Below are 26,383 nucleotides of genomic sequence, written 5' to 3' on the forward strand. Positions count from 1 at the left end.
GAGAGTCGATGTCTCTCAAGCGTCTCGCGCTCCTCGCGGCCGCGCTGAACGTGGCCGTGCTGGCCCCTGTTCCCGCCGTGGCGGGAGCTGCGGCAGTGCCGCCACAGTGTTCCGGCACCGCGCCGATCAAGTGCAGTTTCAACGTCGCACCCGGCAACTACGACGTCACCGTGGAACTCGGCAGCACCACCAAAGCCGCCAACACCTCGATGTCGGTGGAAGCCCGCAGGCAGGTCCTCAACGCCGTTTCCACGGCCGCGGGACAGGTCGTCCGCACCACGGCCACGGTCAACGTCCGCAACCCGGAAGGGCAGCCCACCGGACAGGGCGGCACCGGCACACCGGGCCTGCAGATCACGTTCAGCGGCAGCGCGCCCGCGATCGGCACGCTGACCGTCACACCGGCCAAGGCCCCGCTGGCGGTCTACGTCGCGGGCGACTCGACCACCTGCGACCAGCCCACCGTGCCGTACGCCGGCTGGGGCCAGTTCCTGCCGGTGAGGGTTCGCGAAGGTGCCGTGATCGCGAACTACGGCGACTCCGGGGAGAGCTCCGGCAGCTTCCTGTCCAACCGCGCGCTGTTCCCGACGATGAAGCCGCTGATCAAGAGCAAGGACCTGGTGTTCATCCAGTTCGGTCACAACGACAAGCAGACCACCGCGACGGCCTTCCGCGACAACCTCACGCGGTTGATCAACGGTGTACGCGAGCGCGGCGGCGTTCCTGTGCTGGTGACGCCCCCGGTGCGCAGGCAGTTCAGCGGCAGCAAGCTCACCGGGACCGCGTTGCACGTCAACGGCAAGGGCGTGGACCTGCCTGCCGAGATGCGGTCGCTCGGCCGCAGCGCCACCGTGCCGGTCATCGACCTGACCGCCAAGAGCAAGGCCCTCGTCGAGTCGATGGGGCCGTCGGCACCCCAAGCGCTGTACCTCACCAGGGAAACCGGCGACAACACCCACTTCTCCGAGCGCGGCGGCGCGGAGATGGCGAACCTCGTCGTGCAGGGCGTCCGGGAGCTCAACCTGCCGCTGACCGGCTACCTGCGCTGAACCAGGCGCGTCCGACTTTTCAAGTCACCTGTCGGAGGCACCCATGCCTTTGCACCGCCGGCGCCACACCGCTCGCCGGCGACTGGCGCGAGGAAGTCGTCCTGCCGCCACATGCGAGGTTCCTTCCTCGGCAACGGCATGAGCGCGCTGCCGCAATCGAACATCCACGTCCGCTGAAACCGGCGGTCAAGCGGGCCGCCGGCGCCGACCCGGCTCGTCTGACCGCGGCCAAGTCGCTCGCCGCCAGCTCCGCACACCTCACCACCGCTGCAAGGAGTCATCGTGTCGATGCAACGACGTTCTTTCCTGAGGCTGAGCACGGTCGCCGCGGCGACCGCGGGTAGCGCGACGCTCTTCGGCACCGGCCTGGCCAGTGCCGCCCCCGCCTGGTCTTTGGGGACCGCGCCGACCACGCCGTTCGCCGTCGGTGTGCGCCAGTACAGCTGGACGCGTGGCAGCCGCCGGATCAACACCTACGTCTACTACCCGGCCACCGGCACCGCCGGCGGCAACCCGGTGACGAACGCCCCTGCCGCCACCGTGTCTTCCCCGTCTACAACTTCACCCACGGCTTCGGCAGCAGCCCGCAGAACTCCCTGTTCATCATCCGGGCGCTGGCCTCGGCGGGCTTCGTCGTCCCCGCCCCGCATTTCAACCACAACTTCGACGACGTCAACAACGGCAACACCTCCAAGGACGTCTCGCAGGTCCTCACCAACACCCTCGCGCTCAACGCGAGCGGTCCGCTGGCCGGGCGCATCAACACCGGTATCGGCATCGGCGTCTCCGGCCACTCCCTGGGCGGCATGGTCACCCACGGCCTGCTGACCCGCTGGGCCGACAGCCGGATCATCTCCGCCAACCCGCAGTCCTGTGTGGACATGGGCAACCCCGCCTCGTCGGTCTCCGCCAAGGTCCTGTTCGTCCACGGCGACAAGGACTCGACCACGTCGTACTCCTCGGCCCGGCAGGCCTACACGGAGATGAGGTGGCCCAAGGCGTTCCTCACCTTCGTCGGCGGCAGCCACACCAGCTTCTGGAGCGACCAGCGCTTCCCCAGGACCGTCGTCGACTGGGCCCGCTGGACCATGTACGGCGACACCGCCGCACGGGACCGCCTCCCGGCCGACGCGTCCGGCTCCAAGACCAGGTGGGAAGCCCAACTGGGCTGACAAGCAGACAGAGACCTGACGGGGCACCGCTCGGGCGGTGCCCCGTCTGAACGCCGACACCCCTTCGCAACCACATTGGACGCGCTCGATGACGCAGTCTTCCCACGAAAATGCCTCACCGCGACCTCGGCACAGGCGCCGCACCTCACTCGTTCTCGTCGGTGCGCTGATCGCGAGCGGCGCCGCGGCACTGGTCGCGGGACTGCCGGCACAGGCCGCGGTGATCGACCCGGCGGCCTACTACCAGATCGTGGCTCGGCACAGCGGTAAGGCCATGACCGTCGCAGACCAGTCGGCCACCGACGGCGCCGTCGTCGAGCAGCGAACCCGCGCCGACGCGGCCGGCCAGCAGTTCCAGTTCGTCGACGCCGGTAGCGGCTACCGCAAACTCCGCGCCCGCCACAGCGGCAAGGTGGTGGACGTCGCCTCGGCGTCCACCGCGGACGGCGCGAACGTCGTCCAGTGGATCGACAACGGTGGCACCAATCAGCAGTTCCGGGTCACCGACACCGGCAGCGGGTATGTCAAGCTCATCAACCGCAACAGCGGCAAGGCACTCGACGTGCTGGACCAGTCCACTGCGGACGGTGCGCGGATCTCCCAGCACACCGACACCGGTGCCCTCAACCAGCAGTGGCAGCTCGTCCGGGTCGGTGCGGCGCCGTCACCGAAGTACGCCGGCTACCTGTTCAGCTACTTCACCGGCGAGGGGTCCTCCACCGGTGAACAGGTCTACTTCGCACTCAGCCAGGGAAACGACCCGACGCGATGGCGGCAGCTCAACAGCGGACGACCGGTGCTGACCTCGGCCATCGGCACCCGCGGCGTGCGCGATCCGTTCATCATCCGCTCACCGCAGGGCGGCAAGTTCTACCAGATCGCCACCGACCTGCGGATGTACGGCAACGGCAACTGGGACCAGGTGCAGCGGACCGGCAGCAAGTCCCTCGTGGTCTGGGAGTCGGCCGACCTGGTGAACTGGAGCGCGCCGCGGCTGGCGCGGGTCTCACCGGACACCGCCGGCAACACATGGGCCCCTGAGGCGTACTACGACGAATCCCTCGGTCAGTTCGTCGTGTTCTGGGCCTCGAAGCTGTACTCACCCAACGATCCGAACCACACCGGTAACACCTACAACCGGATGATGTACGCCACGACGTCCGACTTCCGCACCTTCAGCGCCGCACAGGTCTGGGTCGACAAGGGCTACTCGACCATCGACTCGACCCTCGCCAAGCACAACGGCAGCTACTACCGCTTCACGAAGGACGAGCGGGGGTCGTCGCAGTCTCCGTGCGGCAAGTTCGTCCTCGCGGAGAAATCCGCGACGATCCTCAACCGCGACTACTCGTTCGTCACCGACTGCATCGGCAACAACGCGATCAGGCAGGGCGAAGGACCGCTGGTCTTCAAGTCGAACACCGAAGATCGCTGGTACATGTTCATCGACGAGTACGGCGGTCGCGGCTACGTCCCGTTCAACACCACCGACCTCAACACCCGTCAGTGGACGCCCGTTTCCAGCTACACCATGCCCGGCCGGCCACGTCACGGCACCGTTCTGCCGGTCACCCAGGCCGAGTACGACCGGCTGCTGCAGCGCTGGGGCTGAGCCGCCCTGTGGTGGTGCCGCGCCGTCGACCAGGCAGCGCGGCACCACCGAGTCCCGCGTCCGGGCGGCCCTGCGCCCAGCCATGAACCGCCGCTCACCACCGCACCGGAGGACCGCGTCTTCGTCCGCCTGAACCTGCGTGAGGATCCGATCTCAGATCCCATCCGCCGTCCACGGGCTCAACCGCTCTGGCAGGTCTTCCACGGCCATACCGCTCCGGCGGATCCCGCCGCCGGCCACGACGCCTGCTGGAGCGCGGCTACAGGGGCAGGGTCCGCGCCCAAGCCGCATCGGTCATCTTCAGACGGCTCGACTGACGTCCAGCCGTTCGGACGACGGCTCGTATCCAGCCGCCCTGTAGGCGGCAACGGCGGCAGCATTCGAGGTCGGGGTGCTGACGAGTGCGCTTGACGCACCCAGTTCACGCAGCGCCGCCGCAGCGGCGACGCTGATCGCCGTCCCGTAGCCGCGGCCGCGGTGGTCGGCGTGCACGCCCACTGGCTCCAGCAGGCCGGGCTTGCCGGACCCGGCCGACCAGACCGTCGCCGCGGCCACCGCGTTGTCCTGGTCGTCGTAGCCGATCAGGCAGCGGGCGTCGGCATAGACCGGCCCGGCCGCGAGGACGTGCCAACGCTCCTCGGTGAACGCCGGGCTGCCGAACGCCGAGCGGTGCACCGCGGTCCGCACGCCCGCCGTCTCCGGACCGGCTACCTCGATCCGCAGGCCGGAGTCCTTCACCGGTTCGGCGAGGTCGTGGCGCAGCGGCGTCCACGGCTCGTCCAGACTCCAGCCCGCCTCCAAGAGGACCTCACGGAGCAAGGCGCCGTTGGGGATCTCGAGGCCGACCTTCCCGGCCGGCAGGACCCCCCGCTCCGGATCATCGAGGTCCGCGAGCAGCCGGCGCGCCAGATCACCGTCCTGTCGCAGATCCGGCGCGGTCGTCAGGCGCAGCACATCAGGGTCGTCCAGGTATCCGACGGCAACGATCCGTCCGTCCACACTCCAGGTGCGGACGGCCGCGGCCAGCCTCTCCGCGCCCAGCGCCCAAGCCCAGCCGAGGTCTCCCGGATGGAGTTGCAGCGGCGTGCGGTCGTCCTGCCACACGCGGAGGGCATCCACGACCCCCGTCAGCTCATCGACACCGGGCTCGTTCAGGACGGTCGTCATGTCGCGCATCTCACATCATCGCGGTGACCGGCCACACCTGGTTTTACTCAGACGGTCAGGTCGGCAGGACACGCCCTGTCGCTCGGTTGCGGCAGAGGCGTGCACAGTTCGGACATCATCGCTTCCAACCGGGATGTGTCGAACCGCTCGCTGTTTCAATGCCCGATCAGTGCGGCTGTGAGGACCGGTACGTAGAAGCTCATTCCGGCGAGGTTCGGATGGGTGCCGGTGCCGCCGGTGCCGGGGTAGCCGTTGACCAGGCCGTTGAAGGTGTAGGCCACCCGCTGGCCGTCGTTGCGGGTGTCCAAAGTGGAGTCGGTGAAGACGTCTGCGATCGTGATGCCCCACTTGGCGCAGATCTGCAGAGTCACCGAACGGATCGCGAGCTGCGTGTTCCAGTCGCGCGAACCGAGCTTGTGGACGGTGACATGAACGATCCGAGTGGCCGGCCACTTGGTCCGCATGGCGTGGAGGGTGGTCTCGAGCGAGCCCGCGTAGGTGGACCTGACGAACGTGGCGGGGTCGAAGCCCGGCGCCATCGTGCCGACACGGTACCGGTTGTGGTGAATGAGTTCGGCGTCGTTCGTGCCGCCGTTGAACGCGACGTAGTCGGGTGACCGCGACGCGGCATTCCGCACCTGCGTGAGGATCTGCTTGTCGCCGGGACCGATCGACGCGCCGTTGACGGCGTGTTTGGTGAGGTTCATCTGCTCGCGTTCGGCCGCGAGGTTCACGAAGCTGCGCGAGTAGCTGTGGCCTTGGACGATGCTGTCACCGAACGCGTACATCGTCTTGCCCTTCAGCCGTCCGTCCGGTGCGTTCGCCGCAGCGGTGAGGCGGAAGTTGTCGACGGATTGCACGCCGGTTCCGTAGTAGTTGCAGGCGACGAACTTCGCGAGGTTCTTCCCGGTCACGCTCGCCGTACCGGAGGCCATGACCGTCGAGGCGACCTCTTTGGTGGCGATCAGGTACTGCACTCGCTGGAGCGTGAAGTCGAGGTGCAGGTTCACCGTGTACCACTTGGCGCGGTCGTAGGCGATCCTGGTCCACACCGGGTTGAGCAGATCCGGGGCGGACGCCGAGCCGGACGCCGGACCGGTCAGGCCGTACCGGAGTTCCGCGGCGGTGCCGGCGAGCGCGAACACGAGACTTCCTTGGCTGTCGCGCAACTCGATGCCGGTCTTCTGCGCGTCGCTCGCGACGGCTGTCTTCCAGTCGAACGTCAGATCGAGGGTTCGCTCTCCGGCGATGGCAGCGCCGAACACCTTGACCGACGTCGTGTAGTTGCCCATTCCCTTGGTGAGGTTCAGGACCCCGCCGGTCACCGAGGCTCCCACAGGAAACCCGAAGTCGGCCGGGTTCGTCTGAGTGCTGAAGGACTCGTCGACGAGAACGCTGGTTGCGGCCTCCACCGCAGGAACGGCCAGGGCGGCCGCCACCGCCGCGGCGACAACCGTGGCCCGGAAGAATCCCCGATTTCGCCGTAGATCTGAGTGCATGGGGATCCCTCCGACCAGGTGCACGAGGTGGCGGCACAGGTCCGCCGTTGAAGGCTGCCTGGCCCACCGAAGGTGGCCGGCGAGCGGCATTGGGTGAGCTGCTCCCCCCTTCGACGTACGGGCGGCTCGTCGAAGGGGGCAGCATGCCTATCTGCGGTAGGCGCGGAAGTAGTCCACGACGAACTCCTTCGGCCTGGGGTCGTTGGGATCCACCGATCCTGTCCACCCCGCGTTCTCGTAGATGCCCAGCAGGAACCCCGACGCGTAGGCCGGCGAGGCGTTGACCGTCCTCGTCAACCGATTGTCGACGTACAGCTTGATCTGGGTGGGGGTCCACTCGAGGCCGTAGATGTGCATCCCGCCCGCAAGATCGAATCCCACCGGGACTGACTGGGTCACCTGCGGGATGTTCGGGTCCGACCACTTGAACAGGTTGAAGTTGAAGTTCCGGGGAGTTCGTCCTGGGTGTTCCATGACGTCGATCTCGGCGCTCTGGGCCGGCGTGTCCTGTTTGCCCACCGTCCAGAACGCGGCGTGCAGCCCGCTTCGCGCCGAGGTCCTCCCCCTGATCTCGAAGTAGCCGTACTTGGGCGCGTACTTCCAGATCGTCGGGATCGCGTGGTCCTGGGGAGAGGACTTGTGCAGCCCGGTCCGTTGTCCTGTCTGGATGCTGGAGACCTTCATCCGGTCACCGTTGGCGTAGTAGGTCGGCTGGTCATCGTCGATCCGCAGTACGAGCGCGTTGTTGCGGAATCCGTACCGCGCCCGCGACCGCCACTCCGGTGTGCGGGACTCGAGGTAGTTGGTGATCCACAGGTTGTGGTCGAGGGCGCCGTTGAACTCGTCGTGCCGGTCGAGAACCCAGCCCGGCTTCTGCAGCGGGTTCGGTGGCATGTCGGCGGCATTGGCAGGCGGAGCAGCACCGACCAGAGCAGCGGCCAACAGTGGCCAGATCGCAGCTGACCTGATGAAGCGTCGGGTCACACTGGCGTTGTTCATCGCTTCGTCTCCTCACAGCACGCCGCGGGGCGAAGATCACTGTAGGAGCGTGAAGAGGCGCGGAGAGGCATGCTGAACGCTGCTGTCAAAAAGTGTCAAGCGGACGGCCTCACGAGCGGGATGACGATATTCATGGCTTCGTCGACAAGTTCGAGGAATTGTCGAATTCGATTCGAAAAATGTTGTCGAATTCCAGTCCGCCGCCCATCCTGCTGACAACGCCACCAGAGCCGTCGTAGCGTTCACAGCGGCGGACGCGACCACAACTGCCTTCCGCGTCGGCGCCCGGACGAGGCACGGGGGTGGCGGGCGATGACGCGCGAGAGATCAGGCCGAAACGAGTTCGGACAGGAACTGCGCCGCCTGCGTGAGCAGGCGGGTCTCACCCAGATCCAGTTGGCCGCACACCTCGACTATCACCACACCTACGTCTCCAAGATCGAGAGTGGCGCCCGGCTACCGCGGATCGCGTTCGCCGCCAAGGCCGACGACCTGCTGGCAGCGGGGGGCGCCCTGTTCGCCGTGGCGACGAAGATCCGCTCACGGCTGTGCTCCGGCCCGTCCACCGGGGAAAGCTTGATCCCGCTGCCGCGCGCACCGCGCGGTGTTGAGCAGTCGCGGCTCTCGCTCACGCGGTACGTGCGGTTGCCGGCGTTCGGAGTCACCTGCCCTGCGCACGGCATCGACGGTTGCGAAGCGTTGGTGCCCGGTCGCCTCGCGGAGGTGCCCGGCGTGGACGGGCTCACCGTGGGCAGCGAGACGCTGCACGGATTCGCCGCGCTGCTGACGACCTACGTCGACGCCGACGTCAGCGAGGTCGCCGGTGACCTGGCTGTTCCTGTCGAACGGGCGTTGCACACCCTCATGCCCCTGGTTCCGATGGCGCGAGGCGTCCAGGCGGACGGTCTGCTACAACTCGCCGCCAGGTATGCCGACCTGGCCGGATGGCTCAGGGTGAAGCGAGGGCAGCACGGAATCGCCATGTCGTGGCTGCACCGCAGCGTCGAGTGGGCGCTGGCCTCCGGCGGCGCCGGGACGGCCTGTGAGGCGCTGAGCAGCATGGGCGTGCTCGCCATGATCGAAGGCGACGCGGCGACCGCGCTCGACCACAGCGTTGCCGCGGCCGCAGTGGACCCCAACCGACAGTGGACGGGCGTGCACGCTCAGCTGAACCAGGCCCGCGCGCACGCCATGCTCGGTGATCATCGAGAATTCGCCAGGTTGTCGAGGGCCGCGCAACGTGCCGCCGACCGGTTCGACGACCGGGACCGCACCGAGGCGCCATGGCTGACCGGAGCGGCGGGCGTGACCTACATCGCCTCTCACCTGGCCGGCGGCCTGCGCGACCTGGCAGAGGTCACCGGCCGATCGGTGATCGCCGACCGCGCGGTGACGTACGCGGAGACATCACTGGCGAACGTACCCGCCCGGATGCACGGCAGCAGGCTCATGCTGACCCTGCGCCTGGCCGACAGCCAGGCGTGCCGCGGCGACCTCGACGCCGCCGTGGAGCTGGCACGGCCGGTGATAGCGGCGGCGGCATCGGCTCCGGCCACCCCCATCCGCCACGAGCTCAGCAGGCTCCGCAGCCGGCTGGGCAGCAGATTCGCAGAACTGATCGACATTGTTTGAGGACCGCGTGTTCTGCCTGTGCAGTCAGGACCCTGATCTCCACGAGTACTGATCGAGCGGGGCACACGACCCTGCGTCATGTGATCGCTAACATGGACGTCGGTCTCGACTCGGTTTCCCGCCAGGCCGATCGCCACATCGCCAGCTCACAGACGTTTCGAAACTCTCATCGTCGAATAATTCGATGACAGAGGACCTGTTAACGATAACATTGACCCTTGTCGCCGTCGCCTGTCGTCGTTATCGTGCTGATAGCGCTTTGGGTGATGCAGCCCGGAACAAGACCGGTGGTGCACTCAAGTTCCCGCTCGCGAGAAAGCGGGCTCGAGCTCACGCACGCAATCGACCTTTCGGGCAGCTGACGTCCCGGCACCACGCAGACAACACCGGTACCGAACGTTTTGTCACCTGCGCTGACGTTGCTCACCTGCACCAGCCGATACGTCCACCGGACCAGATCGGCAACGAACCCGCGCCGCCGCAACCTCTCACTCGCCAGAAATCGAGGACATCGTGGTCTCATCGATGAAACGCGTTTTGATACCGATGCTGGCCTTGGTCGTCACCGTCGTGGTGACACCTTCCGCGTCGGCGGCCTACCCCGCCCCAGGCCGGGTGACCGGTGACATCGGCGTGCACGACCCGAGTGCGGTCAAGCGCTCGGACGGCAGCTACCTGATCGCACACACCGGCAACGGAATCGCGCTCAAGACCTCCGCCGACCGCACCGCGTTCCGCAACGCCGGCGCCGCCTTCCCCGGCGGCACGCCGTGGGCGAACACCTACACCGCGAACAGCCGCAACCTCTGGGCGCCGGACATCTCCCACCGCAACGGCCAGTACTGGATGTACTACTCGGCCTCGACGTTCGGCTCCAACCGCTCGGCGATCTTCCTGGCCACCAGCCCGAGCGGCAACTCCGGCACGTGGACCAACCGCGGCCTGGTCGTCGAGTCGCGCACCAGCGACAACTTCAACGCCATCGACCCCGACCTCGTCGTCGACGACCAGGGCCGCTGGTGGCTCAGCTTCGGCTCCTTCTGGTCCGGCATCAAGATGATCGCGATCAACCCGTCGACCGGCCTGCGCTCCGACTCCACGATCCGCGCCATCGCCGGCCGCAACGGCGGCGCGATCGAAGCGCCGAACATCGTCAAGCGCGGCAACTACTACTACCTCTTCGTCTCGTTCGACCGCTGCTGCCAGGGCGCGGCCAGCACCTACCGCGTCATGGTCGGCCGTTCCACCAGCGTCACCGGTCCCTACGTCGACCGCAACGGCACGGCGCTGACCTCCGGCGGTGGCACCGAGATCCTCGCCGGCCAGGGCAGTATCCACGGCCCTGGGCACCAGGACGTGCTGGCGGACAGCGACGGCGATGTGCTCGTCTACCACTACTACGCGGACAACGGTGCGTCCCTGCTCGGCGTCAACCTGCTGGCGATCGACTCGGCCGGCTGGCCCTACGTGCGCTGACGCACGTACCTGACACCCGTGCAGCGCCCCGCAGGGAGAAGAGCATGATCTCCACCATCAGCCGCCGCGGACGGCGGCGGACCACCCTCGTCCTGGCCACCACCACCGCGTTGCTCGGCGGGATCACCTCCGCCGTGCCACCCGCGGTGTCGGCGGCCACAGTGGACACCAACGCGTCGTACGTACTGGTCAACCGCAACAGCGGCAAGGCTTTGGACGTCTACGACCTCGCCACCAACGACGGCGCCCGGATCTCGCAGTACACGCGCAACGACGGGGCGTGGCAGCAGTGGCAGTTCGTCGACTCCGGCGGCGGCTACTACCGGCTCAAGTCCAAGCACAGCAACAAAGTCCTCCAGGTCTCGGGCAGCTCGACCGCCGACGCCGCCGACCTGGTGCAGTGGGCCGACAGCAACGCGGCCAGTCAGCAGTTCCGGCTCGCGGACTCGGCGGGCGGGTACGTGCGGTTGCTCAACCGCAACAGCGGCAAGGCCGTGGAGACCTTCGAGTGGTCCACCGCCGACGGTGCGCGGGTCGTGCAGTGGCCCGACACCGGCGGCGCGAACCAGCAGTGGCAGCTGGTGAAGCTGGGTGCGCCGGCGGCGGGAACGTTCACCAACCCGATCAAGCGCAACGGCCCGGACCCCTGGCTGCAGTACCACAACGGGTACTACTACCTGGCGACGACGACGTGGAACTCCACGATCACCATGCGCCGATCGCGCACCCTCGCCGGGTTGTCGAGCGCCACCGACCAGGTGATCTTCAACCTGTCGGGCCGCCCGAACGGGTGCTGCAACATGTGGGCGCCGGAGTTCCACCTCCTGGGCGGCCGCTGGTACCTCTACTACGTCGCCGGGCAGAACGTGCCGGACTTCAACCCCACCCAGCGGCTGCACGTGCTGGAGTCCTCCGGCACCGATCCCATGGGGCCCTACAGCTTCAAGGCCGACCTGGGCAACACCTGGGAGCTGGACCCGAGCATCCTCCAGCACGGCGGCAAGCTGTACCTGATGGGCAGCGCGACGGACGGCACCCAGTCGTTGACCATCACCCCGATGTCGAACCCGTACACGCTCAGCGGCGCGCGGCGCACGATCAGCCAGCCGACGCTGGCCTGGGAGCGGCAGACCCATCCGGTCAACGAGGGCGCTGAGCCGTTGTACCGCAACGGGAAGACGATGATCGTGTACTCGGCCAGTGCGTGCTGGGGTCCGGACTACAAGCTGGGGCTGCTCACGCTCACCGGGTCCGATCCGCTCAACCGGTCGCACTGGACGAAGTCGCCCAACCCGGTGTTCCAGCGCAACGACGGCAACGGCGTGTACGCGCCGGGCCACAACGGGTTCTTCAAGTCACCCGACGGCACCGAGGACTGGATCGTCTACCACGCCAACGACAGCGCCTCCGGTGGTTGCGACATGAACCGTTCGACGCGTGCTCAGAAGTTCACCTGGAACGCCGACGGCACGCCGAATTTCGGCTCCCCGGTCCGCCTCGGCACGCAGCTCGCCGCCCCGTCCGGCGAACCCGCGGCCTGATCGATCACCCCTCCGATGGCCGGCGGCCCTCGCCGCCGGCCATCCCCCGTCGCTCCGGACAGGAGACGTCCCGTGCTGCAACGACGCACTTTTCTCGCCGGTGGACTGGCCGCGGTGGCCCTGGCGGGCACGAACCGGCTCACCGCCCTCGCCGCGCCCGGTGACGCTGCCTACGTGATGGGCTACTTCACCGAGTCGCCCGGCAAGGTCGCCGACCGGTACGCCCTGCACCTGGCGGTGAGCACCGACGGCCTGAACTGGATGCCACTCAACCAGGGCAACCCGGTGGCCACCCCCACCGCGGGCACCAAGGGCCTGCGCGACCCGTTCATCATGCGCAAGCAGAACGGCGGGTTCGTCGTGCTGGCGACCGACCTGACCGGCACCGACTTCACCCGCCAGAACCAGTACATCCACGCCTGGGACTCGGCCGACCTGCGGTCGTTCACCGGGTACCGTCGGCTGAAGATGCACTCCATGCCGACCCACACGTGGGCGCCGGAGGCGTTCTGGGACGCCTCGCGCAACCAGTACGGCATCCTCTACTCCGCCAAGAGCGGCGACCGTGACGCCTTCTACGTCAACTACACCACCGATTTCGTCAACGGCAGCGCACCACAGCTGTTCTTCGACCCCGGCTTCAACGTCCTCGACGCCACCATGCACGTCGGCGACGGCGTCAACTACCTGTACTACAAGAGCTTCCGCGACGGCCGCCTCTACGGTGCCCGATCCTCCACGCTCACCCCGCGCAGCTTCGACCGGGGCACCTACACCGCCGGCGTGGTGACCGGCGGCATCGAGGCCCCGATCGTGGTCAAGGCCCACGACCGCAACGAGTGGTGGCTGTGGGGCGACTCGTACTCACCCGTCAACGGCGAGCTGTACGCCTGGCGCTCGGGCAACATCGCCACCGACTCGTGGTCGCCGCTGACCAAGGCCCAGTACAACCAGCCGCTCAACGCCAAGCACCCCACCATCTGCGGCATCACCACGACCGAGTACAACGACCTGATCAGCCGCTGGGGCGCGCCCACCTGGAACCGGATCAAGTCCTACAACTTCCCCGACCACCTCATCCGGCACGCAGGCAACGCCGCGCGCATCGACCCCTACCCGTTCGACCCGTACCAGGACGCGATGTGGCAGCTCGTCCCTGGGCTGGCGTCCTCCGCCGGCATCTCGTTCCGTTCGGTCAACTACCCCGACCGCTACCTGCGCCACGCCGACTACGCGCTCGTCCTGGCCGCGAACGACGGCAGCTCGACCTTCGCCGCCGACGCCACCTTCCACCGCGTCGCGGGACTCGCCGACTCGGCGTGGACTTCGTTCCGCTCCCACAACTTCCCCGACCGCCACGTCCGGCACTCCGGATACGTGTTGCGCATCGACCCGATCTCAGCTGGATCAGCCGCAGCCGACCGCCAGGACGCCACCTTCCGCATCGGCTACTGACCGCCGGTGAGGCGGACGGCGGTCCAGGACCTGGGCGGCAGGACGACGTGCAGTGCGCGATCGGTGATGCCGGCCTCGTGCGGTCGCGGGACGACGCGGTCCGGGTCGGCTTCCGTGTTGGTGGCCGACCCGTCCTCGTCGTGCACAGACCACGCCTCGGCCACCGTCACCTCACCGAACGCGGCAAGATCCGCCCGGAGCTCCACCGGTTCGGACTGATGCCGGTTGACCATGAACACCACCGTGTCGCCCGTTTCGGTGTCGTGCGTCGCGACCGCGTCCACGACGGGGACGTCACCGAAGCGCTTGGTCCAGTACGTCGGCGAGGACGACTCCACCCGCAGCACCTGCCCGCGCGCCAACCGCGAGGTCAACGCGAACGGGTGGAAGATCGTCTGGCGCCACGCCGGCCCGCCCGGCTCGCTGCGGATCGGCGCGATCACGTTGACCAGCTGCGCCTGGCACGCCACGGCCACCCGGTCGCTGTGCCGCAGCAACGACATCAGCAGGTTGCCGACGACGACCGCGTCGTTCACGTCGTACTGGTCCTCGATGACCCGCGGCGCGATCTCCCACTCGGTGCGCGGTGTGTCGTGGAACCGCTTCATGTACCAGACGTTCCACTCGTCGAACGACAACGTGATCCGCTTGTCGCTCTTCAGCCGCGCGCCGACCGCGTCCGCCGTGGCGACGACGCTGTCGATGAAGTGGTCCATGTCCACCGCGGAGGCGAGAAAGCTGTCCACGTCACCGTCGAGCACCTCGTAGTAGGCGTGCAGGGAGATGTGGTCCACCTGCTCGTACGTCAGCTCCAGCACGGTGGACTCCCACTCGCCGAACGTGGGCATGGCCGAGTTCGAACTGCCGCACGCCACCAGTTCCAGGTCCGGCTCGGCCTGCCGCAACGCGCGGGCTGTTTCGGCGGCCAGCCGTCCGTACTCGTGCGCCGTCTTGTGGCCGAGCTGCCACGGGCCGTCCATCTCGTTGCCCAGGCACCACAACTTCACCCCGTGCGGCGCTTTGGACCCGTTTGCTTTGCGCAGCTCCGATAGGTGCGTGCCGCCTTCGTGGTTCATGTACTCGTGCACGTCGAGCGCTTCGGCGACACCGCGGGTGCCCAGGTTCACCGCGTACATCACCTCGACGTCGGCCTTGCGTGCCCAGGAGACGAACTCGTCGATGCCGACCTCGTTCGTCTCGAGGCTGTGCCACGCGAGTTCGCGGCGCACCGGGCGCTCGGCGACCGGGCCGACACCGTCCTCCCAGCGGTAGCCGGAGACGAAGTTGCCGCCGGGGTACCGGACCAGCTCGACCCCGAGCTCACGGGTCAGTTCCAGCACGTCGCCGCGGAAACCGTCCTCGTCGGCGGTCGGGTGGCCGGGCTCGTAAATTCCGGTGTGGACGCAGCGGCCCATGTGTTCGACGAACGACCCGAAGAGCCGTCGTCGCACCGACGCGACGACGTAGTGCGGGTTGAGGACCAGGGAAGCGTTGAGCACGGTTCTCCTACTTCAGGGCGCCTGCCGCCGCGCCGCTGCGCCAGAAGCGCTGCAACAGGACGAAGGCGACGACGAGCGGGACGATGGCCAGCAGTGAGCCGGTCACGACGAGGTTGAACAGCATCCGGTTTCCCGCGTCCTGCTGTGCGGTGTTGAACCAGGTGGTCAGTCCGACGGTCAGCGGGTACAGGTTGGCGTCGCTGAGCATCACCAGCGGCAGGAAGTAGTTGTTCCACGTCGCCACCAGCGTGAACAGGAACACGGTGATGAGCGCGGGACGCATCATCGGCAGCACGATCTGCCAGAAGATGCGCAGCTCGCCCGCCCGGTCGATGCGCGCGGCGTCGATCAGCTCCACCGGCACGCTCTCGTCCACGTAGACGCGGACCAGGTACGCACCGAACGGGCTGAGCAGCGACGGAAGCACGACCGCCCACATGGTGTTGACGATGTCGAGTTCGGACAGGATCAGGTACGTCGGCAGCACCAGTGCGGTGGCCGGCACCATGATCATGCCGAGCAGCGCGGTCTCGAAGAACCTCTTGCCCATGAAAGAGAACCGCGCCAGTCCGTAGCCCGCGGCTGCGGCGAGTGCGGTCGCGCCCAGAGCGCTGAGCCCCGCGTACAACACCGTGTTGACCAGCCACCCGCCGTAGACACCGCCGTCTTCGCGGAACAGCTGCTCGATGTTCTCCAGCAGGTTGAAGTCGGCGAACCACAGCGCCGGGCTGTCGAGCAGGTCCGGCTGGCTCTTGGTGGCCGCGATGACCACCCAGAGCAGCGGCACCAAGAAGTACAGGATGCCCGCGCCCATCAGCACATGCGGAAGCCAGGTCTTCGCTGTCGTGTTGCCGGCTGCGCCGCTGGTCATGAGCGAACTCCCCGCCTGCGGTTGACGAACACGAACGCGTAGGCCACCACGAACACCAGGAAACCGAGCGCGAACGAGAGTGCGGCCGAGTAGTTGAAGTCCGAGTAGGCGAACGCCTGGTTGTAGGCGTAGAGGTTCGGCGTGTAGCCCGCCGAGACCTGCGGCGCGAACCGGGCCATGATCTGCGGTTCGGTGAAGAACTGCATGGTGCCGATGACGGTGAAGATCACGGCCAGCGAGATGGCCTGCTTGATCGCGGGCACCTTGACCCGCAACGCGATCTGCACCGGCGACGCCCCGTCGATGACCGCGGCCTCGTACATCTCGCGCGGCACGCCCTGCAACGCCGAGTACAGGATGATCATGTTGTAGCCGGTCCACGCCCAGGTCACGATGTTGCCGAGCGACACCAGCAGCAAGGAGGCGCTGAAGAAGTCGATCGGGTCGCCGCCGACGAGCGTCGGCAGGTCCGCGAACGGGCCGAACGTGCGGCTGTAGAGGAAGCCCCACATGAGCGCGCCGACGACGGCCGGCACGGCGTAGGGCATGAACGCGATGAGCCGGAACGCCACGGCGAACTTCGTCGTGACGGCGTCGAGCGTCAACGCTCCGGCCAGCGCGATGCCCAGCATGACGGGGATCTGCACCAGTCCGAACAGGACGACCCGCAGCAGGCCGTCCAGCAGGACCGGGTCGGTGAACGCGCGCACGTAGTTGTCGATGCCGGTGAACCGGGTGCCGAGCGCGAGGCTCTTGGTGGACAAGCTGAGCCAGAACGCGTAGCCGAGCGGCACAACCAGGAACGCGACGACGACGAGGAAGAACGGCAGGACGAACAGTGCTCCGGCCACCGGGCGCGCGGTGACCCGGCGCCGTCTCCGCCGTGACGGGCTCTCGACCGGACGGGGAGACGGCGGCAGGTCGTCGGCCGCGGGTGCCGTGATCGGTATGGACCGCGTCACGGGGACCTCCTGGACTGGGGATGATCGGCCTGTCGCGGCCCGCAGGCCGCGACAGGCCTCGGGCGCACTACCGGCTGACCTTGAAGCCCTGCTTCTCGGCGTACGCGACGACGTTCTTCTGGGTCTCCTCCAGCACCGTGCTCCACTGCCTGCTGCCCGACATCGCCTCAGCGGCGCGGTCGTTCAGGTCCTTGAAGACGAAGTCCTGGAAGGGCGTGTACTGGAACTCGCCCAGCTTCTCCGACACCGGCACGAAGATCTCGTTGACCTTCTGCCCGTTGAAGAAGTCGTAGGCCTTGCCGGTGAACGCCGGGTCAGCCGCGACGTCCTTCACCAGCGGGTAGAGGAACGCCTTGTTCAGCCCTATGTCCCACGCGGCCTTCGAGCGGCCGAACAGCTCGCGGGCCACCGTGGCCGCCGCCTGCGGGTTCTTGGCCTGCTTGGTCACGGTGAACGTCGAACCGCCCCAGTCGCCCTGCTCGTCGGCGCCCGCGGTCCACTGCGGCATCGGCGCGACCGCCCACTTGCCCGCGGTGTTCTTGAGCGAGCCGGCGACGTAACCGGGCGTCCAGCCGGCCGCGGCCCAGGTCCAGTACTTGCCGGAGTCCAGCGCCGCGGTGGCGTCGGCGGTGAAGAACTTGTCCTGGGCCATCAGGCCCTTGTTCACCAGGTCGCCGTACAGGTTGACGACCTTCTCGCACTCGGGCGCGGTCAGATTGATCTTCACCTGGTCCTTGGCCTGGGCCTGCGAGTAGCCGTAGGGCCGGCAACCCGCCTGCCACATCAGCCCGTTGAGCCAGCCGCCGTCACTGCCGAAGCTCGCGATGTAGGCGTTCGGGTCGACGGCCTTGATCTTCACCGCCGCGTCGGCGTACTCCTGCCAGGTCTTGGGCACTGGGATGCCGTGCTGGTCGAAGAGGTCCTTCCGGTACATCAGCGCCATCGGTCCGCCGTCCACCGGGATGGCGTAGACCTTGTCGCCGTCGGTGGCCTGGCTCCACGCCCATTCGGCATAGAGGTTCTTGTCGTCGTTGGCGCCGTACTGGCCCATGTCCACCAGCGCGTCGAGGATGACGAACGTCGGGATCTGCTGGAACTCGACCATTGCCACGTCCGGCGCGCCCTTGCCGGCGGTGAACGCCGTTTTGAGCTTGGCGTACTGGTCAGGGCCGGTGCCGACGTTGGTCCAGTCGACCTGGATGTCCTTGTGGGAGGCGTTGAACGCGTCGACCACGCCCTTGAACTCCGGGTACCAGGCCCAGACCGACACGCGCACGGGTCCGTCGGCGCTGTCCGCCGCCCCGCCGCACGCGGCCACAGCGAGCAGTCCGGCGGCAACGAGCCCTGCACGGAGTTTCGCCATCCATTTGGTGCCGAGCATGAGGAGCGCCTTTCCGTCGCGGCATGCATCAGGGCATGCGCCATCACCATCACGGTGCGTGATCGGGAATGCGGGTGACCCCGTGAGGCACGAAACGAGGACCTCTGAGGCCTGTGCGGTGCTGCACCGCGGCTGGCGGATTCGGGTGAACCGATCGTGGCTGCCACCGTGGCACTGGGTCTTGCTGCGCTGCAAAGCACTATGGCCTGCCTTTTGCTGCGCTGCAAGGCCCAATCTGAAGTCGTTCGACTGAGGCGCGCGTCCCGTTCCAGGTCCCTCGGAGACTGGGGCTTGTCGCGACGGGGATGGGCGGGCAAACTGCGCTGCAGCGCTGCAGCGGTGGGCCGCCGCGCCGGTCCGATGGAGTGAGCCGATGCGCGATGCCACGCTGCGTGACGTTGCTGAGCTCGCGGGAGTATCCGCGCGTACGGTGTCGAACGTGGTCAACGGCTACGCCCCGGTCACCGGACCCACCCGCGAGAAGGTCGAGAAGGCGATCAAGGAGTTGGGCTACCGGCCCAACGTGCTGGCCCGCAATCTGGCGAACGGCCGGTCAGGGCAGATCGCGGTGGTGGTTCCCTTCCTGGACGTCCCCTACTTCTCCGAACTGCTGCAAGCGATCATCCCCAGGGCCCGCGAGCGGGGCTACCACGTGCTCATCGACCAGACCGACGGCGATCCCGCCCACGAGCGGGAACTGATCCGGCGTGGCGCACGGGCGGCCCTGTTCGACGGAATGATCTACAGCCCCCTCGGCCTGGCGCAGGAGGACCTGGCCGAGAGCGACCCGACGTTCCCGCTCGTCCTGCTCGGCGAACGGTCGTCCAACGCCTTCTTCGACCACGTGGGCATCGACGACGTCGAGGCTTCCCGTGCGGCCACAGCACATCTGATCGACCTGGGCAGGCGCCGGATCGCCGCGATAGGCGATCAGCCGTACCCGACCGGCGAGGCGGCGCAGCTGCGCACACTCGGCTACCGGCAGGCCCACGCGGACGCCGGTCTGCCGGTGGACGAGTCGCTGATCATCCAGACGCCCCGGTTCAACCGCGCCGACGGTGCAGCCGCCATGCGGGCGTTGCTCGATCGGGACGACCCGCCGGACGCCGTTTTCGGCTACAACGACACGGTGGCGCTCGGCGCGTTGCACGAGGTGCTGGAACGCGGCTTGCGGGTGCCCGAGGACATCGCGCTGATCGGCTACGACGACATCGACGAAGGCCGCTACGCCAACCCGGCGATCAGCACCATCTCCCCGGACAAGGACGCCATCGCCACGACGGCGGTCGATCGGCTGCTCATGCGCATCGGCAGCACGGAACCACTGCCCGGCATAGAGGTGCGCGCCTCACACCGGCTGATCGCCCGCCAAAGCACCCTGGGGCGCACACCACGCGCTGAGTGATCGAGATCCCTGGGAACTGCCCGGCCACCCAACGCCGCGCATCGTGTGCGACGCGCCGTACGTGGGCAAGCAGTGGGTGCACCAGCTCGCCGAACATGATCGCAGAGCTGGGCATTTCCTACTGGCCGAAGAACTTCCGCATCGGGATCGAGCTCGAAGACCCCGAGGCGCTCGATCACCGCTACCCCTACTACTCGTCAGTTCCCGACCTCAAATGCCCCGAATTCCCGTTGAGGCCACAGAGGATGGAATCGATCGTCCACATCGGATGCCTGGCGCTCACAACCAGGCCGAAACGACTGAGGGCGGCCTACCACCGCTACGACGGGGTGGCCGCTCCGTGGAACGTCTGGCCTTGGCGCTTGGCTGCCCTGCTGCCCGAGGCCGCACGAGCCGCGAACGAAGGAGTGCCGGCGATGGTCATTTGGCACTTCCAGCTGACCACGCCTTGATGTCGCCGACGGGATGGTCTCGTCGATGCCGGTCCACCACACCGCGGTCGTGCGTCCGGGCACCGGGCTTCGGCAACTCGCATGAATCGGCTCGTCCGCTGACGGATGACAGCATGCAGTCGAACCGGTTGGCATAATCAACGTCGACGTGATCCGCCGGTGGATGCGCGCGCTGGTTCGGAGGTCCGATGAACATCGGGGAGATCGCTCGGCGGGCCGGAGTGTCGCGCAGTACGGTGTCGTACGCGTTGAGCGGCAAGCGGACGGTGTCCGAGGCGACCCGTCGCCGCATCCAGGACGTGATCACCGAACTCGACTTCCGGCCCAACGCCTCCGCGCGAGCGCTGGCCGAGGGGCGTACCCGCACCCTGGGTCTGGTCGTGCCGCCGGCGAGCAGGCGGTTGACGGCCGTCCAGCTGGATTTCGTGGCCAGCGTGGTCGACGCGGCGGCCGTGCACGACCTGGACGTGCTGCTCTCGCCCAGCGGTGGTGACCACGACCGGTCGTTCGAGCGCCTGCTGGGCGGTCGCCGGGTGGACGGTGTGGTCCTGATGGAGGTTCGCTTGGGGGACCAGCGAGTGGAGCGGTTGAGCAAGTCGGGGCTGCCCTTCGTGACGATCGGGCGGGTGCGGCACCCGGAGTCCACCTGGTGGGTGGACGTCGACTTCGAGGCGCTGGTGTCGCGTTGCGTGCATCACCTGGCCGACCTCGGGCACGAGCGGGTGGTGCTGATCAACCGGTCGCCGGAGCTGGTGACCTCCGGGTACGGGCCCGCGATGCGCGCCTCGGCGGGGTTCAGCGCCGCCGTCGGGGCGAGGGGCGTCGAAGGCACGGAGGTGGCGTGCGCCGACGACGCGCAGGCTGGTGAAGCGTGTGTGGAAGAGATCCTGCGGATCCCGGGCGTCACGGCGGCGGTGACGGTCAACGAGGCCGCGTTGACCGGGGTGCAGCGGGGTCTGCAGCGGGCGGGGCTGCGGATGCCGCAGGACTTCTCCCTGGTCGGTGTGGTTGCCCAGCACCTGGCGGAGGACCTGCAGCCGCCGCTGACGGCGGCGGACGTTCCGGCGGTGGAGATGGGCAGGCAGGCGGTGGAGCTGTTGCAGGAGCGGATCGCGGTGCCGGACGCGATGCCGAAGCACCGGTTGTTCGCGCCTCCGATCTCGTTGCGCGCCAGCACCGCTCCCCGCCCACGGGCCTGACGGTCAGCGGCGGCGCGCGACCGCGTCCCCTGCCAGCACCAGGTACGCGGCCGCGGTCCAGGTGTAGGCCCTGTCGCGCAGCCCCTCCCCGGTCAGCGCGTCGAAGTTCTCAGCGAATCCGGACTTCTCGCACACCGCCCGGAAACGGGCGCTGACGGAGTCGGCCAGCTCGGTGAACCCGCTGCGGCGCAGGCCGTCCTCGACCAGGACGGTGGCGGGCGCCCACACCGGGCCGCGCCAGTAGCCGTCGGCTTCGTAGTGCGGTGAGGCCGGGAGTTCGGTGGCCAGACCGGAGTGGACGAGGTGGCGCTCGACGCGGTCGGCGAGTCGCCGCTGCTGCTCGGGGCGCAGGTGTTCGCCGAGGACGATCGGCATGAGGTCCAGCAGGCTGTCGGTGGTGTGGCGGGCGCCGGTGGTGACGTCGCGGGCGGTGAACCGCTCGCCGTCCCACAGCTCGTCCAGCAACGCGTCCAGGACGTCGCCGGCGTTCTCCCGCCACCGCGACTCGCCTTCGCGGTCGCCCAGCTCGACGGCGAGGTCGGCGAGCTGGCGCAGCTGCACGACGAGGAACGCGGCCAGGTCGGCGCTTTTCACGAGGCGCCCGGCGTCGAAGGTGGTGGCGTTGTCCCAGCCGCTGTCGTTGCCGTGCTGGTAGTGGGGCAGGCGATGTCCGGCCGCCCTGCGGTGGTCGAGCCAGAACTGCGTCCAGGCGGCGAGTTTGCGGTAGGCGTCGGCGAGCTGGTCGCGGTCCAGCGGTCGTGGCAGGCGCCGTCGGAGCTGTCCCAGCGCCCAGCCGTGGATCGGGGGTTTGACGAAGTTGTGCAGGACCTCGGAGTGGGTGACCGAGTCCGGCAGCGCACCGCTGGCGTCCTGGTGGTCGAACGGCAGGAGGAACTGGTGCCACGCCAGGTCCGCGTCACCGGCGGCCAGTGCCAGTGCGTTGAAGCAGTGGTCCCAGCTCCAGACCTTGTTCATCCAGTGCTTCGACATCAGCACGGCCGGCCTTCCGACGAACCCCGACGGCGCGACGGTGGCCGACCACAGCACGTAGGCGGCGAGCTCCGCCGCGGGGGTGGAGCGGTCGCGCCACGGCGCGACGGCGTCGAGGAAGGCGGTGAACTGCCGGGAGCGGTCGTGCACCACCTCGTCGAACGACCTCGTCCGGTGGTAGGGCGCCGCGGAGGTCCGGTAGGTCTCCACCACCACTTCCCAGGCGCCCCGCTCGGCCGAGACCACGACGCCCCTGTCGTGGGTGCCGAGGGACTCCGCGCCGAAGGCTTCCACCGTTCCGGTGAGTGCGGTGACGCGGTAACGCCTGCCCGTCTCGTAGGAGGTGAACACGTGCCCGCCGGTCACCGGGTCGCGGTAGAAGTACGTGCCGCTGAACGGTGTCAGCGTTCGCTGCGACGCCGCCAGCCTCAGCGCGAGCGAGGTCCCGGTGATCCGGACGGCGTCCGGACCGTCGAACGCCAGGTCGATCCGTCCGCCGTCGTGGATCCACGACAGCACCGCGGGCGTGGCGGTGACCGCCGTGTCCACGCGGTGCCCGTCCAGCAGCGGCACGAGCGACAGCACGGCGTGCATGCCCGTGTGGTGCGAGACGAGGTGCAGGTACTGCTCGACGCGCTTCTCCGCCACGACCGGCGAGACGTTCAGCCACGACCCGGCGCAGCTGAACGGGATCTCGGCGATCGGGAAGGAAGGTGCGATCGTCACGGTGGTCCTTTCGAGGGGAGTGGTGGTCATTCCTTGACCGCACCTGCGGTGACGCCCGCGGCGACGAAGCGCTGGGCGATGACCAGCAACACCGCGGCGGGCACCGAGGCCACCACCGCCGTCGCCATGATGGCGTTCCACTCCTGGTTGTTGTTGCCGATGTACTTGAAGATGCCGAGGGTGACCGGCCGCAACGCGCCCCCGCCGTTCAGCGTGGAGGCGAAGACGAAGTCCGACCACGCCCACAGGAAGGTGAACAGCGCGGCGGTGACCATGCCGTTGCGGCTGACCGGCAGGACGACCGACACGAACGTGCGGAACGGGCCCGCGCCGTCGATCTTCGCGGCCTGGAGCAGCTCACCGGGGATGCCGGACATGAACGCGGTGAGGATCAGCACCGCGAACGGCACGGCGATGGTCGAGTCGGCGATCACCAGGCCCCACGCCTGGTTGATGATGCCGAGGTTGACGTAGGCCCCGTAGAAGCCCAGGGCCATGATGATGCCGGGGACCATCTGCGCGATCAGCAGCGCGAGGTCGAGCACTCCCCTGCCGCGCGGGCGCAGCTTGGCGAGGGCGAAGGCGGCCGGCGCGGCGACGGCCAGGGTCAGCACCACGGTGCCCAGGCCCACCCCCAGGCTGGTGCCCAGGTAGGGCAGTTGCTCGGCGAAGACCTTCCGGTAACCGTCGAACGTCGGGTTCAGCGGCACGAGGTCCGGCGGGTCCTTGCGCATCCGGTCGGCGGGGGTCAGCGAGACGTTGACCATCCAGTACACCGGAAACAGCATCAACGCGGTCAGAACGAGACCGATTCCGGTCTTCCACAGCGTCCGTCGACCGGTCATCGGGCCTCCTGCCTGCTGCGCAGCCGCAGGTGCACCAGGGCCGCGGCCAGCGCGAGCACGATGAGCAGGTTGCCCACCGCCGCTCCCTGGCCGAACCGGGGCACCGGGCTGCCGAACCCCAACTGGTAGGACCACGTCGCCAAGGTGGTGGACGCACCGCTGGGCCCGCCCCTGGTCATGATCCAGATGATGTCGAACACCTTGAGCGTGTAGACCAGCCCGAGCAGCAGCGTGATCGCCGAGACGGGCCGCAGCAGCGGGAAGGTCACCGACCGGAACCGCTGCCAGCCGGTCGCGCCGTCCAGCGCCGCGGCCTCGTAGACCTCGGGCGGGATGGCGCGCAGCCCGCTGTAGAGGATGACCAGGTTGAACGGCACCCCGATCCAGACGTTGGCGATGGTCACCGACACCAGCGACCAGTCCGGTGAGGTCAACCAGTTGACCTGGTCGAACCCCAGCGCCCCGAGCAGGGCGTTGACCACGCCCGACTCGCTGTTGAGCATCCACGCCCACGTGGACGCGGACACGATCAGCGGCAGCAGCCACGGCACCAGGACAGCGCGCGCAACGTCGCCGACAGCGGGAAGTGGCGGTCGAAGAACACGGCCAGGGCAAGCCCGATCCCGTACTGGAACACCAGCGACCCGAAGGTGAACAGCAGCGTGTTGACCAGGGCGCGCGTGAACGTCGGATCACCGAACACCGACGCGTAGTTGTCCATCCCGGCGAACGCCGCTCCGCCCTGGACGAACGACCGCACCGTGTAGAAGCGCAGGCTCAGGTCGACGTTGCGGTACAGGGGATAGACGTAGAACACGGCCAGGTAGACGACCAGTGGCGCCAGGAAGGCCCAGGCGGTGAATCGTTCCGCCGACCGCGACCGCCAGACGGTGCCCGTGCCTGCCGGGCGGTCGCGGTGTTCGCCGGCCGTCGTAGCCGATGAGCCCTGAAGAGAGGTCGACGTGCGCACGGTCAGTTCGCCGCCGCGGCGGTTGCCTGGGCCTCGGTCAGCGCGTCCTTCGGGGACTTCGCACCGGTCAGTGCCGCCTGCACGGCGTTCCACAGCGGCTCGGAAACACGCGGGTACCTGGTGCCCAGGTCGTCGGTGCGGCCCTTGGCGGCCTTGACGGCCTTGACCCACACCTGCAGCTCCGGCTTGGCGGCCACCTGCTTGGCCTGCACGTCAGGCAGTGCCGAGACGTAGGACAGCGCGGTGTCGGTCGTCAGGGCGTTCTCACCGCTGGTCAGGCAGTGGACCACGGCCTTGGCGGTGTCGTTGCGGGAGTTGTCGGACTGCACGGGGACGGTGACGAACTCGCCGCCGGTGGGCGCGGGGGCCGTGCCGCCGTTCCTGCCGGGGATGGCCAGCACGCCGACGTCCAAACCGGACTTGGCGGCGTTGGCCAGCTGCCACGTGCCGTTCTCGGCGAAGGCGTACTCACCGGTGGCGAACTCCTGCCAGCTGGTGGTCTGGGTGTTCCCGATGACCGAGTTGGGCGCGTAGCCCTTGTCGAGCCAGCTCTTCCACAACGCCAGCGCCGACGCCGCGTCGTCGGAGGCCAGGTCCATCAGGTTCGCTCCGGCGCCCCAGAACCACGGCAGGAACTGGAAGCTGCCCTCCTCGGTGCCGACCGCGGAGAACGTGATGCCCTTCTTGCCCGACTGCTTGACCTTCTCCAGCGCCTCGGTGAGCGAGGCCCAGTCGCGGACGGAGGCGACGTCCACGCCGGCGGCCGTCAGGACCGCCTTGTTGTAGTAGAGCGCCAGGGTGTTCGCGCCGATGGGCACGCCGTAGGTCTTGTCGTTCATCCTCCCGGCCGCCAGGAGGTTCGGCTCGACCGCCGAGGTGTCCAGGCCGAGTTCCTCTGCGGTCTGCAGCACGCCGCCCTCGGCCAGCGTGGACACCACGGGGTTGTCCACGACCAGCACGTGCGGCGCCGTGCCCTGCTGCGCGGCCAGCAGCACCTTGTTGGTCAGGTCGGTGGTGTCGTGGCTGGTCCGCTCGATGCGCGTACCCGAGGCGGCGGCGCAGCTCTCGATGGTGCGGGCCCAGTCAGATTCGGCGTCCAGTTGCGGGTAGGGGTCCCAGAGGGTGAGCGTGCCGCTGCCGGACCCACCGGACTGCGGGTCGTTCGAGGAGCAGGCGGTCGACGTCGCGACAAGGACCAGCGCGAGCAGGCCGGTGGTGAGGCGGGTTCGGTTCACGGCGGTTCTCCGGTAGGGGGTGCGCTCCGCCTCCGCCATGGGGCGGCGGGGGCGGGGCGGGTGGTCAGGCGGCCTTGCCGTGGCGCCGCCGGAATGGTTGCGCCGAATGGGCAGGGCGGAGGCACGGCAAGTCCTCTGGTGACCGCACGACGGGAAAGATGGCCCCTTCGTCACGGCTGTGCGTGCACGTCAGCGAATATGGAACCGGTTCGACAACCTTTCGCGACACAGATGGGGCGTGGCAAC

Annotated in this window: 20 protein-coding genes and 2 pseudogenes; 10 read left to right on the top strand and 12 right to left on the bottom strand. The window is 68.2% G+C overall.

What is annotated here, in order from left to right:
- Positions 1-8 precede the first annotated feature (8 nt).
- The gene (locus AB0M48_RS21595; RefSeq protein WP_363844706.1) at positions 9-1,049 is read left to right on the top strand and encodes a rhamnogalacturonan acetylesterase; all 1,041 of its coding nucleotides are present in this window, start codon (positions 9-11) and stop codon (positions 1,047-1,049) included.
- A 553-nt stretch (positions 1,050-1,602) separates the two neighbouring features.
- On the opposite strand, the gene AB0M48_RS21600 is transcribed toward AB0M48_RS21595, so the two are convergent.
- Positions 1,603-1,827 (bottom strand): hypothetical protein, encoded by a 225-nt coding sequence (locus AB0M48_RS21600; RefSeq protein WP_363844709.1) that lies wholly within the window; start codon positions 1,825-1,827, stop codon positions 1,603-1,605.
- Between the two features lie 28 nt (positions 1,828-1,855).
- Here AB0M48_RS21600 and AB0M48_RS21605 point away from each other — a divergent pair, with 28 nt between their 5' ends.
- Complete coding sequence (locus AB0M48_RS21605; protein WP_363844712.1) at positions 1,856-2,221, top strand: alpha/beta hydrolase; 366 nt, start codon at positions 1,856-1,858, stop codon at positions 2,219-2,221.
- An 88-nt stretch (positions 2,222-2,309) separates the two neighbouring features.
- Complete coding sequence (locus tag AB0M48_RS21610) at positions 2,310-3,833, top strand: RICIN domain-containing protein (RefSeq protein WP_363844715.1); 1,524 nt, start codon at positions 2,310-2,312, stop codon at positions 3,831-3,833.
- A gap of 300 nt (positions 3,834-4,133) precedes the next feature.
- Here the strand turns inward: AB0M48_RS21610 and AB0M48_RS21615 are convergent, their stop codons facing one another.
- The 3 genes from AB0M48_RS21615 to AB0M48_RS21625 all read right to left on the bottom strand — a co-directional run bounded on the left by AB0M48_RS21615 (position 4,134) and on the right by AB0M48_RS21625 (position 7,393).
- A complete protein-coding gene (locus AB0M48_RS21615; protein WP_363844718.1) occupies positions 4,134-5,000 on the bottom strand; it encodes a GNAT family N-acetyltransferase in 867 nt (288 codons plus the stop codon).
- 155 nt (positions 5,001-5,155) lie between these two features.
- Positions 5,156-6,499, bottom strand: coding sequence for an SGNH/GDSL hydrolase family protein (locus tag AB0M48_RS21620; protein ID WP_363844721.1), 1,344 nt, complete (start codon positions 6,497-6,499; stop codon positions 5,156-5,158).
- A 147-nt stretch (positions 6,500-6,646) separates the two neighbouring features.
- The gene (locus AB0M48_RS21625; RefSeq protein WP_363844724.1) at positions 6,647-7,393 is read right to left on the bottom strand and encodes a glycoside hydrolase family 16 protein; all 747 of its coding nucleotides are present in this window, start codon (positions 7,391-7,393) and stop codon (positions 6,647-6,649) included.
- Between the two features lie 417 nt (positions 7,394-7,810).
- On the opposite strand from AB0M48_RS21625, the gene AB0M48_RS21630 reads away from it, so the two are divergent.
- The 4 genes from AB0M48_RS21630 to AB0M48_RS21645 all read left to right on the top strand — a co-directional run bounded on the left by AB0M48_RS21630 (position 7,811) and on the right by AB0M48_RS21645 (position 13,602).
- On the top strand, positions 7,811-9,130 hold the full coding sequence (locus AB0M48_RS21630) for a helix-turn-helix transcriptional regulator (RefSeq protein ID WP_363844727.1): 1,320 nt from the start codon (positions 7,811-7,813) through the stop codon (positions 9,128-9,130).
- A gap of 525 nt (positions 9,131-9,655) precedes the next feature.
- Entirely contained in the window at positions 9,656-10,606 is a 951-nt protein-coding gene (locus tag AB0M48_RS21635) for an arabinan endo-1,5-alpha-L-arabinosidase (RefSeq protein WP_363844730.1), read from the top strand.
- Positions 10,607-10,650: 44 nt separating this feature from the next.
- Positions 10,651-12,147: a family 43 glycosylhydrolase gene (locus AB0M48_RS21640; RefSeq protein ID WP_363844733.1), complete on the top strand. Its 1,497-nt coding sequence runs from the start codon at positions 10,651-10,653 to the stop codon at positions 12,145-12,147.
- Between the two features lie 72 nt (positions 12,148-12,219).
- Complete coding sequence (locus AB0M48_RS21645; protein ID WP_363844736.1) at positions 12,220-13,602, top strand: glycoside hydrolase family 43 protein; 1,383 nt, start codon at positions 12,220-12,222, stop codon at positions 13,600-13,602.
- Here the strand turns inward: AB0M48_RS21645 and AB0M48_RS21650 are convergent.
- The 4 genes from AB0M48_RS21650 to AB0M48_RS21665 form a co-directional block, all read right to left on the bottom strand.
- Positions 13,596-15,101 (bottom strand): alpha-N-arabinofuranosidase, encoded by a 1,506-nt coding sequence (locus AB0M48_RS21650; RefSeq protein WP_363844739.1) that lies wholly within the window; start codon positions 15,099-15,101, stop codon positions 13,596-13,598. The genes AB0M48_RS21645 and AB0M48_RS21650 overlap by 7 nt on opposite strands.
- A gap of 7 nt (positions 15,102-15,108) precedes the next feature.
- The gene (locus AB0M48_RS21655) at positions 15,109-15,972 is read right to left on the bottom strand and encodes a carbohydrate ABC transporter permease (RefSeq protein ID WP_363844742.1); all 864 of its coding nucleotides are present in this window, start codon (positions 15,970-15,972) and stop codon (positions 15,109-15,111) included.
- Positions 15,969-16,934 carry a sugar ABC transporter permease gene (locus AB0M48_RS21660; RefSeq protein ID WP_363844745.1) on the bottom strand — a complete coding sequence of 322 codons (966 nt, stop codon included), beginning with the start codon at positions 16,932-16,934 and terminating at the stop codon, positions 15,969-15,971. The genes AB0M48_RS21655 and AB0M48_RS21660 overlap by 4 nt, the downstream gene beginning before the upstream one ends.
- A gap of 67 nt (positions 16,935-17,001) precedes the next feature.
- Positions 17,002-18,315, bottom strand: a complete 1,314-nt coding sequence (locus AB0M48_RS21665; RefSeq protein ID WP_363844748.1) for an extracellular solute-binding protein — start codon at positions 18,313-18,315, stop codon at positions 17,002-17,004.
- 373 nt (positions 18,316-18,688) lie between these two features.
- Here AB0M48_RS21665 and AB0M48_RS21670 point away from each other — a divergent pair, with 373 nt between their 5' ends.
- From AB0M48_RS21670 to AB0M48_RS21680, 3 genes and pseudogenes are all read left to right on the top strand, one after another.
- Positions 18,689-19,720, top strand: coding sequence for a LacI family DNA-binding transcriptional regulator (locus AB0M48_RS21670; RefSeq protein WP_363844751.1), 1,032 nt, complete (start codon positions 18,689-18,691; stop codon positions 19,718-19,720).
- Positions 19,721-19,736: 16 nt separating this feature from the next.
- Positions 19,737-19,914, top strand: a pseudogene (locus AB0M48_RS21675) (lysine 2,3-aminomutase); the annotation flags it as partial.
- Positions 19,915-20,360: 446 nt separating this feature from the next.
- Positions 20,361-21,371 carry a LacI family DNA-binding transcriptional regulator gene (locus AB0M48_RS21680; RefSeq protein ID WP_363844754.1) on the top strand — a complete coding sequence of 337 codons (1,011 nt, stop codon included), beginning with the start codon at positions 20,361-20,363 and terminating at the stop codon, positions 21,369-21,371.
- 3 nt (positions 21,372-21,374) lie between these two features.
- Here AB0M48_RS21680 and AB0M48_RS21685 read toward each other — a convergent pair whose 3' ends face one another.
- The 4 genes and pseudogenes from AB0M48_RS21685 to AB0M48_RS21700 all read right to left on the bottom strand — a co-directional run bounded on the left by AB0M48_RS21685 (position 21,375) and on the right by AB0M48_RS21700 (position 26,137).
- Positions 21,375-23,087 carry a trehalase family glycosidase gene (locus AB0M48_RS21685; protein WP_363844757.1) on the bottom strand — a complete coding sequence of 571 codons (1,713 nt, stop codon included), beginning with the start codon at positions 23,085-23,087 and terminating at the stop codon, positions 21,375-21,377.
- A gap of 26 nt (positions 23,088-23,113) precedes the next feature.
- A complete protein-coding gene (locus AB0M48_RS21690) occupies positions 23,114-23,932 on the bottom strand; it encodes a carbohydrate ABC transporter permease (RefSeq protein WP_363844759.1) in 819 nt (272 codons plus the stop codon).
- Positions 23,929-24,800, bottom strand: a pseudogene (locus AB0M48_RS21695) (sugar ABC transporter permease); the annotation flags it as partial. The pseudogene AB0M48_RS21695 and the gene AB0M48_RS21690, both read right to left, overlap by 4 nt.
- 104 nt (positions 24,801-24,904) lie before the next feature.
- Positions 24,905-26,137 (bottom strand): extracellular solute-binding protein, encoded by a 1,233-nt coding sequence (locus AB0M48_RS21700; RefSeq protein WP_363844763.1) that lies wholly within the window; start codon positions 26,135-26,137, stop codon positions 24,905-24,907.
- Between the last annotated feature and the right edge of the window lie 246 nt (positions 26,138-26,383).

It is taken from the genome of Lentzea sp. NPDC051208, assembly GCF_040682435.1.
In the GTDB taxonomy this organism is placed as follows: Bacteria; Actinomycetota; Actinomycetes; order Mycobacteriales; family Pseudonocardiaceae; genus Lentzea; species Lentzea kristufekii.